The sequence below is a fragment of the Methanohalobium sp. genome (genome assembly GCF_018609725.1).
In the GTDB taxonomy this organism is placed as follows: Archaea; Halobacteriota; Methanosarcinia; order Methanosarcinales; family Methanosarcinaceae; genus Methanohalobium.
The window spans coordinates 1-17,236 of record NZ_JAHENT010000076.1 but is presented as its reverse complement, the minus strand read 5'-3'; the positions used below and the strand labels follow the sequence as shown (position 1 = coordinate 17,236).

The window sequence follows — 17,236 nt, the reverse complement described above, 5'->3', positions numbered from 1 at the left end:
CTGATAGCAGTTAATAATAATAGGTCTTTGCCCTGCTCGACCTGTAACAATTTATCAGAAAGTTTTGCGGTATCGGTATTTCTGACATCGACGGTAACTATTTTTCTGTTTTTCCTTCCTTTTGGTGTAAAGAAACCTTTGGCATAGGATGAATATCTGCCCATGTGTCTCGGGTGGGCGTGCACTGGATTACATCCCCAGAATACTATTACATCGGCACGGTTTTTCATCTGACCTACAGTTGCAGCAGGGAGCCCTTTTTCCTGAATTGCCAGAGCAGAAGGACCATGGCACACATTAGCCGTTGAATCAATTACAGACCTTGTCTCTTCTGCCAGCTGGATTCCCTCTCGTATGGCTTCACAGGATGTTGATGCCCATCCATAAGAAAGAGTGCGGTTGGAATTTACCAGTATTTCAGCAGCTTTTCCTATAGCTTCATCATAGGATACTTCCACGAGTTCACCATCTTTTCTTATCATCGGGGATTCGATTCTCCCGTGCTCAAACATTCCAACCATTTTGCTTTGACCGAGAATGCAGGCACGTTCTGCATTGGTAATTTTATTATTTTCAACTGTAACTGTGATATCATCACACAGTGTTCCGCAGAAAGAACAAATTGCGTCTTTTATTACTTCTGCCATTGTATCTTCTCTCCTTTTTAATAATTGTAAATTATTCACAGTAGCTTCTGATTAACGACTTTAAATCGAGCGGTTTTTCTTCGGTAGGTTCAATAGTAGCATTCACACCTTTAAAACCCGGCATACCGCATCCATGAGTTTCGGGGTTCAGGACAGCATTGGACCATGGACCCATGGGTATGTGGCCCAGTTTTTCTGGATTGTCATCATTTATTTTAGCATAAACTACAACTTCTCCATAGTTGGTTTTTACCTTTATGTAGTCTCCTTCATTGATATCGAGTTTGCTAAAGTCATTTGAATTCAGTTCACAATAGGCACATTCATTAAAATATGCATCATTCATCTTATGTTCAAGAAAAGAACCCTGCCAGGCAGTTCTAGCTGATATAAGGTTTACTTCCAGTACCATATTTTTACCTCTTCATATTGTGCAAGTTAGATTATTTATTACAACTTCCTGTATTCTTATATTGGATGTAGTGTTATGTTTAATAATTATTGGTTTATAAATTGTGTTTTTATTTCACGTTTTGTTTTTACTGTTTTTAACCATCAATTTTTAATTGTGTTATAGCATATATAATTCTATAGATACAACAATGCCTTCAGTGTACAGTTGCTTTGAACAAGCTGCCTGATATAAGATATTGTTCAGTCGGTTGTTTGTGTATCATCAAGTTCCATCCAAGTATTACTTGGTGTCGAGCACAAACGATACGGTGCAGACAGAGATGCATCGTAAGGGAGTACTGGTGCCCCTCAAGTGGCAACGTCAGGATGGATGGCGACAACAGAACCCAACGGATTTATCCATTGGAGTACTTCAGAACCCAAACATTCATATAATTTCAGTTCTTTCAGTCGTAACGCTCTATGACGGATTTATAATATAAAACCTGTATGCCCGGATGGCCTAGCAGGTCAAGGCGCCAGACTCATAGGGATGTTTATAACAGGCGTCTTAAATCTCCTGAGAAATCTGGAGACCGCGTGTTCGAGTCACGCTCCGGGCATTAAACTACATTTTTTCTCTAAAATTATTTGCGTTATTGTCATGGGTTAAACCTTTCATGGTATCAAAATTTATTTTGATGATTTGGCTTTTAGTAAAAAATTCAATACCAAGGCCTACATCATAAACTTTTGGATGCTGGAAAACAAATAATAAATATTATATATCATTTAACGGTAATATATGTCCAGTGGGTCAATATTAAAAAATCTGCCTTTATGGTAGAAGGTTAATTAGCAAATACCGGTTAATCTGTGTATGTGTTGTTATTTCACAGATTGGGCAGACATAAAAACCGGTTTGTCTCCTACCTTTAGGATGATGAAACCCACTTCCAGCAAAGCTGTATTTATCACAGATATGGAGTTTTCCCCTCATTCTCCATATCTGTATATCGCTCATTTTTAAAGCTTTCAAAAATCTGTATGGTTTATCAAATAATTTCTATTTGCGAATAAATAGATAAATTTTTAAGATAGTATAACTGGTATTGGAATGTGGTATCTGAAATTTTTTTATTAAAGATTAAAGATATCAAAAAGTAGTAGTAAGGGATATCATGAAAATTCGAGTAGTTAGTACAAAAGATGAAATAAAAGACCTGAATGACAAAGACGAAATAATACATATAGCTTTTAGACCATCCAACACAGATGTCTTCTCGATAGTGTCCAGTTGCCCGAATCTTAAAGCAATACATTTATCAAAATCATATAAACAGACGCTATCAGAATCTGCAAAAATGTTTCTGGACATGCAGGGCATTGAGTTGCTTGAAGGCGATGTTTGGGGTCATAGAAAGGATATAAATGAATACTCTGAAGTTTCTGAAAATGTGTACAACAAAATAGAAGATCTAAAGGATAAGGGATTTTCAGAAAATGAAATCCTTGAAAATATGAAATATGAAACAAATTTAAGCCCAGATTTTGTAAAATTTCTGATTGAACAAAAGGTTGCTTAACCACTTCTTTCTTTTTTTATAATAATGGAAGGTAGGAAACCCTTATGTCTTTAGCATCGCATCAAATCGTAGATTTAATGCGAGTTTCATTTCTTCAAAATGAAACAAAGGGATGAATACCGTCTAATCTGTATGTCAACCTTGACTGCGTATATATTCTGTAATTGTTTTTGTCGCATTCCATTTCTACAACGTCAAAATCTGATTTTGATGCAATTGTAATTAAGATATCTTTTAAACTATCTTCAAATCCCATTAATGCATTTCTGTGATATTTACAGACAAATATGATATGATACATTAACAAATACTTTGTTGTGATTGTTTCTATCATAATCCATGTCCTGTAATAACCAACGAAAACGTTTAAGTGATTTAATTAAAAATATATAGCAAAATGTATCTGACCCAGAAAAACCATATCAAAGCGGATAAGCAGAAATATGAAGTCTTGAAAAGGATTACTAAATTGTCTAAAAACCTGTACAATTTCACGCTGTACACTACAAGACAATCCTATTTTGAGAATGGAAAGTACCTTAGCCATGAATCTGCTTATCATCTGGTAAAAGACAATGAGAATTACAGGATGATGCCTTCACAGGTTGCACAGCAGACCATGAAGGTAGTGGATAGGAATATGAAATCGTTTTTCAGGATTCTGGGTGAGAGAAAAAAGGGTGACTACAACCGACCTGTGAAGATGCCTGAATACCTGCCCAAAGACGGTAAGTTTGTATGTATTTTTCCAAAGGATATGTTCAAAATCTATGATGATAATATCAGGTTGTCTATGGGTAGGGATTTCTACAAGAATTATGGTGTGAGATACCTACATTTCAAGTTACCTGAAAACATAACCGGTAAACACATTAAAGAAGTACGGATTATACCCAAATATAACGGACAATGGTTTGAGATAGAATACGTTTACAGAGATAAAGGAGAAAAAGTCAATGTAGACTACAATAAACATCTGTCTATCGACCTGGGAGTAAACAATTTTGCAACCTGTGTGGATACCGATGGGACTGCTTTCATCATAGAAGGCAGGGGTTTAAAGTCTTATAACCGTTGGTGGAACAAAGTCAAAAGCAGGTTGCAGTCTGTATATGATAAACAGTGTATAAAATCGGGTCAGAAACTGAACTGGTTGTTTGAGAAAAGGAAAAACAAACTCAATGATTTCATGAACCAGAGTGTTAATTATATCATTAAACACTGTATAGAATATAATATAGGCAATATCATAATCGGAGAACTGAAAAACATTAAACAGAATTCCAATATGGGTAAAAAGAACAATCAGACCTTTCAGACTATACCTTTTGGCAAATTCAAACAGAAAATTAGGTCTAAATGTGATTACTACGGTATCAATTATATAGAGGTTGATGAAGCATATACCAGTAAAACTGATGCTCTTGCATTAGAACCTATTGAAAAACATGAAAAATACATGGGTAAAAGAGTCAAGAGAGGATTGTTCCGGTCTTCTACTGATAAACTGCTCAATGCTGATGTTAATGGAGCATTGAACATATTAAGAAAAGTAGTCGGTGATTCCCTTACAGGGATAACCGATAGTGGGTGTGTGAACCATCCGAGAAGGATAAGACTCTTTGGAGTAAACTCCTTCTGAAGCCACTTGGTATTTAGCCAAATGGTAGTTCACAATCTTTTGAGTTGTACTTATTATTGTTAACCATTTCCTCCCCCACGATGGAAAAACATTAACATGTAGGATATCAATCCTTTGACTTTATCTATTAGTTTTTCCAGAACTTAAATTTATTTTTCGAATCGCAAAAATATAAAACAGTAGAAAGGAAATAAAACCAACTGGAAAAATCAGGTAATCAATGCTATTAGGAAACTTATAACTTTCATGTTGCAGGTTACACATTTTTGATATTTAAAATAGGATATAAAAGTTCCCACATCGTTTTTCCTTCGGTATCAGAGTAAGAATCCAGATAACTGTCAATATTTGCATCTATATCTTTTATGCAACTTGCAACAAGGATTATGTAGGAAATAAAAGCATCAACTTTATCACTGTATCTGGGAGCGTTGATAAATTTGTGGGAAATTCTGACCGGATAGTTTTGATACTGATTTTTCAGAGATGAAGGCATCGGATTTAGATATAATTCCATTTTCCATTTTCCATCACTATAGTCCTCAACAGAAATCAAATATCTGTAATGAAAATAGTTGCCGTTTTTTCGATGCTGGTAGATTTTTTTTGTTTCCGCAACCACATAATTAGATTTTTCGGTTATCAGGTTAATTTCTTTTCTGCCAATGGTAATGTCTGGTATAATTCCCGCAAACTCGAATTCATTGTACATAATATAACAGATGTTTTTTTGTATATTATATTTTATCTTATTTTATAAACTTAAAAAATAGATGAAATCATCACATAATGCTTTTATAAAATAATAAAGATAGACAAGAATATATCACTTCAATTCTATATTAGGGGTTAAATGTAATAGAAGATGAATAGTTTTAGTGTTAAATCATCAAAAACTTATAAGTTTATTTTATGAAACCGGATATAATCTCTCAGCTCAAAAAACTTGATTTTGGCAAAATCAGTTATGAAAAACTTTTTCTCTGGATATTGGTACTCGGGTCATTGTACTTTATAAGTCTATCCAATTATCTGCTTTTTCATGTTCTTGTTGAACTTTTTAGTATCCTGATAGCTTTAATGGTTTTTATACTGGTTTTAAAATCAAAACATTTTCTTGAAAGCAATTACCTTATTTTTATAGGAATAGCATATTTTTTTGTAGCCGGTTTTGATATTCTCCATACCCTTTCGTATGAAAATATGGGTGTGTTCTCCTCGTTAGGGGCAAATTTAGCTACACAAGTATGGGTAACTGCAAGATATATTGAAAGTATATCTTTACTGTTGGCGCCGGTTTTTTTTGTAAGCAAATTTAAACAAAGTATAAAATTGGATTTGTCCAAAAAAACCGATTATAGAGTGGTTTTTCTTTTATTTGCAGTAGTATCATTCATTCTGCTTTTAACTATTTTCCATTGGGGAATATTCCCTGATTGTTATATAAAAGGTGTAGGTCTTACAGTATTTAAAATAATAAGTGAATACATCATCTCAATAATACTACTTGGGTCATTAATTCTTTTGTACAGATACAGAGGGTATTTTAGTGTATATGTGCAGAACCTGCTAGCCTTATCCATATTTTTGACCATTATTGCTGAATTTACATTTACTCTCTACGTTGATGTTTACGGAATTTTAAACATTTTAGGTCACTACTTCAAATTGTTTTCGTTTTACTTTATATTCTTGGCTATCATAGATACAGGATTTTACAGACCTTACGATATTCTGTTCAGGGACTTAAAAAGAAGGGAGGAAGATTTCAAAAAACATGCTCAGATACTTGACCAGTTGCATGAGGCTGTAATTACTCTGGATTCCAATGAGAAAATAGTAAGCTGGAATAAAGGTGCTGAACATCTTTTTGGTTATAGTAAAGATGAAGTATTGGGGAAAACTCTGCCTCAGTTCGTACCTGCATACAAACACTGTAATCTTTCAAACCATCTTAATAATTCATCTGATGGTTCTAACAGCCAAAAATTCGAAATTGAAATGGAAAGAAAATCCGGTGAAAAGTTCTACGCGTTAATGTCCTGTTCCTTATCTAAAGATGGAGACAGGAATATAAGTAGTGCCATATGCTACATCCTTGATCTAACCGAACGTAAACAGTATGAACAACAGCTCCAGCAGATGCATGACGAGCTGGAAAAACGTGTAGAGGAACGGACACAGGAACTTAAAATTCAGAAAGATAGAGCACAAAATTATCTGGACATAGCAGGTTCTATTATTATTGCACTTAACCCTGATTTTAGTATTAAACTTGTAAACAGAACTGGACGCGAAATACTGGGATACAGTAAAAATGAATTAAAAGGTAAAACATTGTTTGAGTTTATACCGAAAAGATATGCATTGGAATTAGATAAGGTTATCAAGGGTATGATTTATCAGGAAAATGTAAATTTAATTGAATATTTTGAGACCACAATTGTAAATAGGAATCTTGAAAAGCGTATTATTGCCTGGAATGGTAGAATTGTAAAAAATGATGACAATGAGGTAACCTGTATTTTAATTTCAGGAAATGATATTACAGAACGAAAAAACACTGAAAAGTCGCTGGAAATGAGTGAAAAACGTTACAGGCTCCTTTTTGAAAACGCTGGTGATGCCATTTTTATAATAGATACTGAAGGTAATATCATAGAAGCTAATAAGGTAGCTGCAAATATGCATGGCTACACAGTCAGTGAACTTATAGGTTCCAATATAATAGATATTGAAACGGAAGATGCAGCTCAAAAATTCCCAATTTTAGTACAGCGTGTACTTGACCAGAGATGGTTTAATGAAGAAATTACCCACAAAAAGAAGGACGGAACTGTTTTCTGGGTGGAGGTAAGTGCTGAATATTTTGAACTTGAAAACCAGTATTATATACTTGCTATAGAAAGGGATATAACAGAAAGGAAAAGAGCCAATGAATTGCGGTTAAGAGAAATCCATCACCGTGTTAAAAACAACCTTCAGGTAATCAGTAGTTTGCTCAATCTGCAGTCTACAAATTTTGAAGACATGAGTGTGATTGAAGCTTTTGAAGAGAGCCAGAACCGTGTCCGCTCGATAGCACTTGCTCATGAGAAACTGTACAATTCCAGTGATATGGTAAGCATTGATTTTGGTAATTATATCCAAACTCTTACAGATTATCTGTTTCAAGCATATTTAGACAATAACAACAATATTGAATTGAACCTAAACATCAAAAACATCTATTTAAATATGGATGTTGCAATACCGCTTGGCATTATTATCAATGAATTGGTGACCAATTCGTTAAAACATGCATTTTCTGACAAATCATCAGGACAAATTGATGTAAGTTTTACTGAAAATGATTCTGTTTATACATTAATTGTCGATGATAACGGATATGGTATTCCGGAATACATTGATATCAACGAAACCGATTCTCTTGGTCTGCAACTTGTAAATTCACTTGTAGACCAAATTAACGGTATAATGGAATTTGAAAATGGCAATGGGACAAAATTTACAATCAAATTTGAAGCAGTTGAATAAATCAGGTCGATATTTAAATTTTTAATAATGAATTCGCAGTTTCTGGGTTGTGTCTATTCTTAATTGATTTAAAAGATAACAAAATATATATCATTTATGAAATTAACTTGAACTTATGAACTTTCAGATATTGGATGCAGATTACAGTATTTATAATGATGAACCGGTGGTACGGCTTTTTGGTAGAGGAGAGGACGGTAGCAGTGCTTGCTGTTTTGTACCGGGATTTGAACCGTATTTTTATGCCAAAGTAGCTGATAACTCATATCTACAGACACTGCCACAGTTTATAAAAAACAAATTTGATACCGTCAAGGATGTAGAACCAGTACAAAGATTTGAACCCATTGGTTATCAGGAATCAAAAAAACCGATGTTTAAAATCACTACATTTTATCCGAAAAATGTTCCAGAAATAAGGGATGATGTACAGGGTCTTGAAGGTATTGAAGAAGTATATGAAACCGATATATTGTTCAAAAACCGTTTTATGATAGATAAGGGTTTACATGGGATGGCTCTGGTTTCTGCTGAACCTGCTCCTGCATCAGAATCTATCAATGATAGAGATGTAAAATGTGACAATATAATAACTTCCTATAATGTAGAGGAAATAAATAAAATCCCAAACATTGGATTAAAATATCTGGCTTTTGATATAGAATGCCTGCCACCTGAAGGAGGCATGCCTGAACCTGAAAGTTCGCCCATAATCATGATAAGCCTTTCTTTTGAGCCGGAATATAAAGGTAATAATACACTGGTTCTTGTATGTAAAAACCTGAAAGATGTTGAATCAGATATAGAAATATTTGATGAAGAGGAAGATATGTTAACCCGGTTTTTTGATATCTTTCAGGAATATGACCCTGATGTTATTGTCGGATACAACATGAATGACTTTGATATACCCTATATCAAAGACAGAGCAGATTATTTGAATAACAAAGGAGCCAGTATAGTACCCAGTGTGGGTCGTGATGGCAGGCTGATGACATATCGACGGTTGGGTACAAGAACAATGGTATCCATTACCGGCAGGATAGTAATGGATACATTACCTATCATAAGACAGCAATTTAGTTTAAAACGCTATACACTTCGCAATGTATCCAAAGAACTGCTTGGAAGAGAAAAACTCGATGTTGAACCTCATCAGATGGTAGAGTACTGGAAAGATGGTGGTGAAAAAACTAAAAAGTTTATAGATTATGCCAGACGTGATTCAGAACTTGCACTGGAACTTGTTACCAAATTACAACTGCTTGATAAATATATAGCTTTGTCTCAGGTAAGTGGCTCTGTTTTACAGGATGTAGTCGATGGCGGACAGAGTTCTATGGTGGAAAATCTACTGTTTCGTGAATTTGGTAAACAGGGACGTGTAATTCCACCAAAACCCGATAATAGACCGGATGATAATGAACAGGGTGAGGAAATAAAAGGAGGGGAAGTTCTTGAGCCGAAAAAAGGCTTGCTGGATAATGTTGTAATACTTGATTACAAATCCCTGTATCCCACTATAATGATGGCTCATAACCTCTGCTACACTACTGTTGTCGTTGATGACCATCCTCATGGTGAAACAATAAATCCTCCATCTGGTGGGGAGTTTGTTAATCCAGATGTATTAAAAGGAATCGTTCCCTCAATTCTGGAAACTTTACTGAACCAGAGGTCTGAAGTTAAAAAGAAAATGAAATCCATTTCTGATGGGGACACCTACAGGATGTACGATGCGACACAACTTGCATTAAAAATCCTGTTGAACAGTTTCTACGGTTATTCAGGTTATGCACGTGCACGGCTTTATAGCCTAACACTTGCCAATGCGGTAACAAGTTATGGTAGGGAAAACATCCAGAATACCCGTGATCTCATAAATAATAATATCCGTAAGGTGGTTCTTAAAGATAATCAAGCATACCTTCCCGATGAAATATCGCCCGATGAAGAGTCAGAGGATGTTATCAATCTGTCTGTAGTATACGGGGATACTGATAGTGTTTTTATACATTGTTTGCCTGAATATAATGATGATATATCTCTTGAAGACGCTGAACGTGTGGGTACAAAGATAGCAGAAAAAGTCTCTCAATCCCTTCCTGACCCGATGGAACTTGAATTTGAATCTATTGCAAAACGTGGACTATTCCTTGCAAAAAAGCGATATGCTCTATGGGTTTTTGAACAGGAAAATGATGAATGGGAAGACAGTGTAAAGGTCAAGGGAATGGAGACAATTCGAAGGGACTGGTGTGAACTCACATCAAAGACATTGAACAGGGTTCTTGAACTTGTATTAAAAGAGGGTGATGTGGATAAAGCAGTTGAATATGTAAGGAGTGTAGTAAACAGGGTAAGAAACATCGATGTGCAAAAAGATAAAGATGTTATTGATGACCTTACAATGACAAGGCTCTATTCCAAGAAAAAGGATAGTTACAAGAGCAAACAGCCGCATCTGACTGTGATTGAAAAAACCAAAAAAAGGACAGGTATATCACCGCCTATCGGTGAAAGAGTTCCATTTGTAATTGTGGCAGGTAATGATTTGTTTGTGAACCGTGCTGAAGACCCAGAATATGTCCGCGAAAATAACCTTACTCTGGATGTAGATTATTATATAAAAAAGCAGATATTGCCACCGGTTGAAAGAATACTTAGTGTATTTGGGGTTGATTCAGCTACACTGGATTATGATTCCCGGCAGAAAGGGTTGTTTGATTTTTCAAAAATATCTGAAACTGAATCATTTAACAACGCTAATAAAGAAACAACAGATGAAGAGGATAACGGATTGAAAAACCAATCCAAAAATGGGTCAAAATCACAGAGTTCGCTCTTTGATTTTTAATCTTTTAGTTTAAGTTTACTCTTTCCCCGTTTGCAATATATATCACACTTTCGCAGATATTGCTTACATGATCTCCTATACGTTCAAGATAACGTAGTACAAATAGCAGATGTGTGGCATTTGTAATAAGTGTCGGGTCTTCTACCATCATGTTGATAAGTTCCATCCATGTACCGTAAAACAGTTTATCCACTTCATCATCCCTGGCAGCGGCTTCTTTTGCCAGTTCAATATCAAGATTTTCAAATGCCTGAAGTGATTTTTGCAACATATCTTCGGTTATTTCTGCCATTTTTGGTATATCAATTAGGGGTTTGACATGCTCACCTTCAATACTTTTTGCGATTTCTGCAATATTGATTCCTAAATCGCTAATTCTTTCAAGGTCAGTTGCAACTTTTATAGATGCAATTATGAGTCTCAAATCGCCTGCCAGTGGATGTTGTAGAGCCAATAAATGAGTCGCGCTTTTTTCAATGTCTTCAGCACTGTCGTCTATATTATTATCCATTTCAATTGTCTCATCAGCAAGTTCGAGGTCTAAATCTCTCAGTGCTTTTGTGGAATCAATGATAACTTTTTGGGATGTATCTCCCATGTTCAAGATGTTTTGTTTTAGTATGCTTAATCTTCTATTGTATTCATTTCTGACCATTTAACCAACCAAACCCTGCTATTGATGTGTATTTATGGGTAGTATATTTAAATTGATATTTTAAAAATGTTTTTTATCTCTTTTGTTTTTTAATATTTTATATTTGGATACATTTTATTCTATAAATTAATTTCTTGCATTTTTAACTGGACAAAAATACCTTGGAATACACCCACTTATATTCAGGATACTATTCCTTGATTTAGGGTAAATCGTTCTGCTGTTTACTGTAGCTAACTTTGATATTGTTCCAGTAAGCATCTCTTCGTTCGACAAGAGCAAAATTATACAGTAACCTGCATTTCTCAGACAGTATCCACAGTATATTTTCCTGGTTTGATGTGGGTATAATCCGTATCGGCAACGTCTGATACATAGCTTTTAATTTGTCCTGGTGATATTTGTAAGTTTTTTAATGTTAGCGTTTTTATAATAAAATATATATTCATTAGACGTTCTCATCTTCCAGCTGTTGCAGGGAGGTTTCTTGCTCCAGAGTTAAATACATATATCACTGTCAAGATTATTTCCCTGTATGTCTAATATCCTGATAAAAAACACAAGAATTTTCTATAACAATCGTCTTCAGCCGGCAGAGGTATTGATAGATAACGGAAAGATATCTAAAATAGCCAAAGATATCCGTATATCTCATGTGGACAGGGAGATAGATGCGGATAATGCACTTACACTTCCTGCAGGTATTGATGCTCATGTACATTTTAGAGAACCAGGTCAAACTCGTAAAGAGGACTGGTGTACAGGTTCATGTTCTGCTGCTGCAGGAGGTATTACAACAGTAATAGACCATCCAAATACAGCACCTCCAACAATTGATGAAAAATCATTCAACAAAAAATTGCATCTTGCATCCAAAAAATCAATTGTTGATTTCGGGATTAATGGAGGAGTTACGAATAATTTTGATGAATTGTCCAGATTATGGGAGCTTGGTGCGACCGCTTTTGGTGAAATATTTATGGCTGAATCAACAGGTGAATTAAATATTTCTGAAGAATCTTTTAATCAAGCATTATCAGAAATTAAAGAACTTGAAGCTGTAGCCTGTATTCATGCTGAAGATGAAAATATCCGCCTGAAGAATAAATCGCTATTAAAAAATGATATGTCTCCACAATCTCATTCAAGAGCACGTCCAAATATATGTGAGTCTACAGCAGTTCAAAAGGCGGTTGATATGATATCTTCTTTTGATACACAGTCACATTTTTGTCATATCAGTACTTCCGAAGCACTCGGAATTATCAGGAATCAGAAGTATAAGGCCTATAAAGAAAACAGAAAATCTAATATTACCTGCGAGTCCGCTCCACATCACCTTTTTTTATCAGACAAATCATGGGATAATTTGGGGTCTTTTGGCAAAATGAACCCTCCTTTGAGAACCCGAAAAAGTGTACAGGCGCTTGTTAATGCGATAAATGAAGGTACAGTTGATATGGTGGCATCAGACCATGCCCCTCATCGTGAATTTGAGAAAGACATGGATATTAAAAACGCCCCATCAGGTGTTCCGGGAGTAGAAACATTATTACCTCTTATGCTGGCAGGCGTTAAAAAGAACCTTTTTCCGCTGGGTAAGGTAATTGATGTAACCAGTAAAAACCCTGCAAAAAGGTTTGGACTTGAAAATAATTATAAAGGATTATTTAAGGAAGGGTTTGATGCTGATCTAATACTTGTAAATCCTCAGGATATGAGGGAAATTTCCTCTGACTTTTTACACAGCAAAGCAGGCTGGACACCCTATAGCGGTTTATATGGAATTTTCCCGCAATTGACCATCTCCCGGGGAGATATTATATGGGATGGTGAGGTAACAGCCACCAGAGGTAGGGGTAATTTCCTTAAAGGTCAGGGATATCTCATGGACACAGAATGAACAAAAATTAAGTGTTTATGTACATAAAAAATAACAAATTATATATACTTTTAAAGAACCATTTTTTTAATATGACGCGTAACAAGCTCGCTGTTCATACTACCTTAAGTGAAAATGCATCTCGTGTTCTTGAACGGTACGAAAAAGAATTGGGTGCAAAAAATCTGGTACTTGAAAAGGCACTTCTTAATCTGGATAACAGCCGTTTTAAAGCCAAACACGATGTGAATAATATAGATGTTAATATTAAAAGGATGAGCACCGGGATACCGAGCCTTGATGATTCTCTCGAAGGTGGTATTCCTAAAGGATTTTCTGTTATTGTAACTGGTCCACCGGGAACCGGAAAAACTACTTTCTGTGTCCAAATTCTTATGGAGCGAATCCGCAACAATGAAAAATGCGTGTTTTTTTCTTTTGAAGAGGATGCTGAACATCTGGTACAACAGTTTATGCGTTACGGTTGGGATATAGGAGAAGCGATCGATAACGGATATCTTGAGATTTTTGGAATGTCGATAATCACGTCAGAAGAGATGACCCAGATCGTGGATTCTTACAGACCTGATGTTGTAGTCTTTGATTCATTGAATGTATTTTCTAATCCTGAAGAATTCAGAACTGCGGGTACATGGAGGAATGTACACAGAAGCCTGAAACGAAAAAAAATCACTTCATTAATGGTTACAGAAAAAAAACATGGACTTGAAACAAAACAATTTGATGATTATGATTTTCTTGGGGATGGTATTATCTTTTTAGATACTGTGCCAACTAATGATATAAACCCAACCCCTATGTCTGTTATGGTAGTTCAAAAAATGCGTTCTACTAAAATCGATACTTCACCTCAACCTTTTACGTTTACAGAAACAGGTATTCATAGTTATGGGTCGATGAATGCATCATCCAAAATATTGCGTGACAGGTTGCAGAAAAATAACAGCCAAGAAGAATGACTTAATTAAAATACGACATTAATCCTGCAATTAAAGTTATAATGTAAACGGCCTTAAAGCTACCCACACCACCGAAATTAATGTATGCACTTCCGTTTTTCTCTCTGTCAATTGTAAAAAACGATATAACTGTACCAATAAGTATTCCAGGAATACTTGATACAAATATGACATATGCAACGTTTTCTGGTGCAAGTATAAGTGCTATTGGTACCGATATAAGTCCGATATAATCGGGAACAACTATGCCTACACCATTAACCAATTCTGCAAGTAGTACTGTGGCTACCAGCATGACAAGGAAAATCTCTATTGCAGCAACATTGAACTGTGTGAATAATAAATATATTATCATAGAAGCGGGTATAACAAATCCGCCGAGATTTAATGTTAATTTAGTGTTAAATACAAGTTCTTTTCTGGTTTCCAGTTCTTTTAATACAGGAACTGAGAACATTTGTTCAAGGATTTGAGCATTGTTGAATATACTCTTTATCTTTTTGGTACGCACAGTTTTAATGGGTATTTCCAGATTATTTGCAGCAAGCATAAGGAGCAAAAGTATAAAGAGGGGCAGTGAAGAAATATTTCCAATTGACAGTTTTCCCTGATAGCATAATACAGCGATTGCCAGTAATGTGATGCCAAAAATTGAAAATGTTTTAACTTCAGACCTGTTGATGTATCCTCGCATATACAATGGTTAATTAAATTCTTTATATAAAAATATATTCAGTTATTCTATATCAATGTCTGAAGGCTGAAATTCAAGCTCTTCCTGTATAAGATCCTGGCGTTTTTTCTCAAGATAACTATACACAGTTCCGTGGTTTGCTCCACCTACCAGCATATCAATTGCGGTTCTTATAGCCTGTATCTGCTCGGGTTTTCCAATAACACTTACAGTTTTTCCGTAAACAGATATATGCACGTTAATCAGACTTTCTGCAATTTCCCGGGTTTTTCCATTTTTGCCAATAATTCTTCCTTTAATACGTTTAAGCTCTTTAGAAGTACTAGTCATATCAGAAAGGTCTATAACATCAAGCATCAGCATATCATCATCAAGTAATTGCATCGCTTTTTCGGGGTTAAATCCGCGACCGATTGCTCTTATTGTTTCGGATGCTCTCATTCCGGCGACCGGGTCATTTCCCGGGGTTATTTCTACTGAACCACTATCGCTATCAATTTCGAGTTTGGATGCTGATTTTTGCTCAATAGTTTCCTTGACACTACCGTTTGGACCTATTATAGCACCTATTCTATCTTGGGGTACTTTGATATGCACCATGATTAATCGCCTTGTTTATTTGGTTATATAGTTATTTAGTTTCTTACAAAAGCAGATAAATCTTCAGGGGAATCAGAGATTTTAAAACGCTTAAAAAACCTGGTGATGTTTTTGATATCCCGATTTAAAAAATACTCTGCTTTTGGATGGTCTAAGGTAACTGATTGCCCCATGTCTATGAATATAGGTTCAATATTATTAGGGTCAATCATTATGTTGTATTCACTTAGGTCACCATGTACCAAGTTGCCATGTTTATAAAGCTTTCTCATGTAACTTTTGATGGTTTCATATATCTGGTGCGCTTGTTCTGTGTCAAGTTTAACTTCTTTAAGCAGTGGGTATGATATTTCATTTTCGCCCAGAAAATCCATTACCAGTATATTCTTTTCAGTTGTGATTGGTGAAGGTACTCTTATCCCGGCGTTTTGGGCACGTATTAAATTCCTGTATTCTTTACGTGTCCATGCCAGTATGATATCACGCTTTTCATGCCTTATGTTTTTGAATCTGGGGTCTCCAAGAATATATTCTTCCATTGCCCTAAAAGTACTTGTTGTTATTCTGTAAATTTTGAGGGTGATGGGCTTATCACTGGATTCAGCAAAAAAGATGTTTGCTTCTTTCCCTGTACTTATAGCTCCGCCTAATGCATAAAGTATATCTTTATTTGAAAGGTTGTATAATGATATTAATGTAGGAGTGTCAAATACATCTTCTTTGACTTTAGTGTAATCTGAATCTTTGCGCTTTATGCGCATTTTTTCAAGCTTATCATCGATACTTTTTATCTTTTTGGAGTACTCTTTACTCATACTCTCCCTTTCAAGTATCCTTTCTTTTCAAGCCAGTTTACCTGGGGCCTGGTATATTTCCAGATTACATCGGCTTTTGAATCCTGAAAATCCCATGGTACAGCGATGACAATGTCTCCTTCTCTTATCCATATTTTCTTTTTCATGGAACCGGGAATACGACCCATTCGTACCACACCATCCATAGACCTTAACCTTAATCTGTTGGCTCCGAGTCTACTATCTACTATTGCAAGTACTTCTCCTTTCTTTTTGTTTGGTGTCCTTACTCTGCTAACTTGTTCTTCTGTTCCATCTTGACTTGGGTTTGAATCTTTATTTTCCAGGTTAACACCTCATTTATTTACTGTTTATTTTTAATATGTAGCAGGATATGTTAAAGGTTGCGTAGTTTTAATTTTTTCCCTGATTGTTTCTTTATTGTGACCTGTTAAATTATTTAGTTACGATAATTTTATATACTATGACCTTCATTTGGGGGGAGTTGCAAGATGAACATTAGCAAACCCGCGAATGGTTTGCACTCAACTGTTTCGTTGATAAATATCTTGTAAATGAGAAGGTTTAAGTATGTTTGCAACATATAATGTGTGTTGCAAAATATATAATTAAATATATAGACGAGATAATTAACAATAAGGTTTATATATCATAAATTCCTATGTGTGTACTCCGGACGAAAACCGGAATATCATTGACACATTATTATCACCTCCATAAGTGGAGATAGGAGTTTTTTCCTGTCTGACGTTGGATCTGCCAGTTCGGTTAATCTTGACTGGTGGTGGTTGTTATTCTATACAATCACTATCAAAGGGAAAGCTGGACTGTTCAGTTACTGAATTAACCCTGCAATTTCTATGATTGTAATATACCAGGTGGACTTAAGTAAGTTGGTATGACCAATAGTGAGTTCGACCAAATTTTTCATCTAAAATTCTGGTTGAT

17 protein-coding genes and 1 tRNA gene are annotated in these 17,236 nt (G+C 35.3%); 8 read left to right on the top strand and 10 right to left on the bottom strand.

All coding sequences use genetic code 11. From position 1 onward, the window contains the following. Positions 1-647 (bottom strand): molybdopterin-dependent oxidoreductase (locus QZ276_RS04785; RefSeq protein ID WP_292485782.1); only part of this gene is annotated, 647 nt, incomplete at its 3' end. A gap of 31 nt (positions 648-678) precedes the next feature. Then, positions 679-1,059: a molybdopterin dinucleotide binding domain-containing protein gene (locus QZ276_RS04780; RefSeq protein WP_292485780.1), complete on the bottom strand. Its 381-nt coding sequence runs from the start codon at positions 1,057-1,059 to the stop codon at positions 679-681. 322 nt (positions 1,060-1,381) lie between these two features. Here QZ276_RS04780 and QZ276_RS04775 point away from each other — a divergent pair, with 322 nt between their 5' ends. The 3 genes from QZ276_RS04775 to QZ276_RS04765 all read left to right on the top strand — a co-directional run bounded on the left by QZ276_RS04775 (position 1,382) and on the right by QZ276_RS04765 (position 2,626). Then, positions 1,382-1,543: a hypothetical protein gene (locus tag QZ276_RS04775; RefSeq protein WP_292485778.1), complete on the top strand. Its 162-nt coding sequence runs from the start codon at positions 1,382-1,384 to the stop codon at positions 1,541-1,543. A 9-nt stretch (positions 1,544-1,552) separates the two neighbouring features. Continuing rightward, positions 1,553-1,663: transfer RNA gene (locus QZ276_RS04770), tRNA-Met, on the top strand. Positions 1,664-2,221: 558 nt separating this feature from the next. Then, positions 2,222-2,626 (top strand): DUF1699 family protein, encoded by a 405-nt coding sequence (locus QZ276_RS04765; protein ID WP_292485776.1) that lies wholly within the window; start codon positions 2,222-2,224, stop codon positions 2,624-2,626. Between the two features lie 94 nt (positions 2,627-2,720). Here QZ276_RS04765 and QZ276_RS04760 read toward each other — a convergent pair whose 3' ends face one another. Next, positions 2,721-2,927: a transposase gene (locus QZ276_RS04760; RefSeq protein WP_292485774.1), complete on the bottom strand. Its 207-nt coding sequence runs from the start codon at positions 2,925-2,927 to the stop codon at positions 2,721-2,723. 96 nt (positions 2,928-3,023) lie between these two features. Here QZ276_RS04760 and QZ276_RS04755 point away from each other — a divergent pair, with 96 nt between their 5' ends. Then, complete coding sequence (locus QZ276_RS04755; protein ID WP_292485772.1) at positions 3,024-4,268, top strand: transposase; 1,245 nt, start codon at positions 3,024-3,026, stop codon at positions 4,266-4,268. Positions 4,269-4,524: 256 nt separating this feature from the next. Here QZ276_RS04755 and QZ276_RS04750 read toward each other — a convergent pair whose 3' ends face one another. After that, complete coding sequence (locus tag QZ276_RS04750; RefSeq protein ID WP_292485770.1) at positions 4,525-4,980, bottom strand: hypothetical protein; 456 nt, start codon at positions 4,978-4,980, stop codon at positions 4,525-4,527. A gap of 200 nt (positions 4,981-5,180) precedes the next feature. Here QZ276_RS04750 and QZ276_RS04745 point away from each other — a divergent pair, with 200 nt between their 5' ends. Together QZ276_RS04745 and QZ276_RS04740 are read left to right on the top strand one after the other, a co-directional pair. Next, positions 5,181-7,805 carry an MASE3 domain-containing protein gene (locus QZ276_RS04745; protein ID WP_292485769.1) on the top strand — a complete coding sequence of 875 codons (2,625 nt, stop codon included), beginning with the start codon at positions 5,181-5,183 and terminating at the stop codon, positions 7,803-7,805. A gap of 115 nt (positions 7,806-7,920) precedes the next feature. Continuing rightward, positions 7,921-10,662 carry a DNA-directed DNA polymerase gene (locus tag QZ276_RS04740; RefSeq protein WP_292485767.1) on the top strand — a complete coding sequence of 914 codons (2,742 nt, stop codon included), beginning with the start codon at positions 7,921-7,923 and terminating at the stop codon, positions 10,660-10,662. A 4-nt stretch (positions 10,663-10,666) separates the two neighbouring features. Here QZ276_RS04740 and phoU read toward each other — a convergent pair whose 3' ends face one another. Continuing rightward, positions 10,667-11,317 carry a phosphate signaling complex protein PhoU gene (phoU, locus tag QZ276_RS04735; RefSeq protein ID WP_292485765.1) on the bottom strand — a complete coding sequence of 217 codons (651 nt, stop codon included), beginning with the start codon at positions 11,315-11,317 and terminating at the stop codon, positions 10,667-10,669. Between the two features lie 202 nt (positions 11,318-11,519). Further along, positions 11,520-11,693: a helix-turn-helix domain-containing protein gene (locus QZ276_RS04730; protein WP_292485764.1), complete on the bottom strand. Its 174-nt coding sequence runs from the start codon at positions 11,691-11,693 to the stop codon at positions 11,520-11,522. 159 nt (positions 11,694-11,852) lie between these two features. Between QZ276_RS04730 and QZ276_RS04725 the strand changes: the two genes are divergently transcribed. Together QZ276_RS04725 and QZ276_RS04720 are read left to right on the top strand one after the other, a co-directional pair. Further along, positions 11,853-13,220, top strand: coding sequence for a dihydroorotase (locus QZ276_RS04725; protein ID WP_292485761.1), 1,368 nt, complete (start codon positions 11,853-11,855; stop codon positions 13,218-13,220). 71 nt (positions 13,221-13,291) lie between these two features. Further along, entirely contained in the window at positions 13,292-14,179 is an 888-nt protein-coding gene (locus tag QZ276_RS04720; protein ID WP_292485759.1) for an ATPase domain-containing protein, read from the top strand. A 1-nt stretch (position 14,180) separates the two neighbouring features. Here QZ276_RS04720 and QZ276_RS04715 read toward each other — a convergent pair whose 3' ends face one another. The 4 genes from QZ276_RS04715 to eif1A are packed head-to-tail and all read right to left on the bottom strand — an operon-like array spanning position 14,181 to position 16,614. Beyond that, positions 14,181-14,873 carry a DUF1614 domain-containing protein gene (locus tag QZ276_RS04715; protein WP_292485757.1) on the bottom strand — a complete coding sequence of 231 codons (693 nt, stop codon included), beginning with the start codon at positions 14,871-14,873 and terminating at the stop codon, positions 14,181-14,183. Positions 14,874-14,915: 42 nt separating this feature from the next. Next, the gene (locus QZ276_RS04710) at positions 14,916-15,473 is read right to left on the bottom strand and encodes a KH domain-containing protein (RefSeq protein WP_292485755.1); all 558 of its coding nucleotides are present in this window, start codon (positions 15,471-15,473) and stop codon (positions 14,916-14,918) included. Positions 15,474-15,508: 35 nt separating this feature from the next. Next, positions 15,509-16,288 carry a serine protein kinase RIO gene (locus QZ276_RS04705; protein ID WP_292485754.1) on the bottom strand — a complete coding sequence of 260 codons (780 nt, stop codon included), beginning with the start codon at positions 16,286-16,288 and terminating at the stop codon, positions 15,509-15,511. Further along, positions 16,285-16,614 carry a translation initiation factor eIF-1A gene (gene eif1A, locus QZ276_RS04700; RefSeq protein ID WP_292485784.1) on the bottom strand — a complete coding sequence of 110 codons (330 nt, stop codon included), beginning with the start codon at positions 16,612-16,614 and terminating at the stop codon, positions 16,285-16,287. The genes QZ276_RS04705 and eif1A overlap by 4 nt, the downstream gene beginning before the upstream one ends. Between the last annotated feature and the right edge of the window lie 622 nt (positions 16,615-17,236).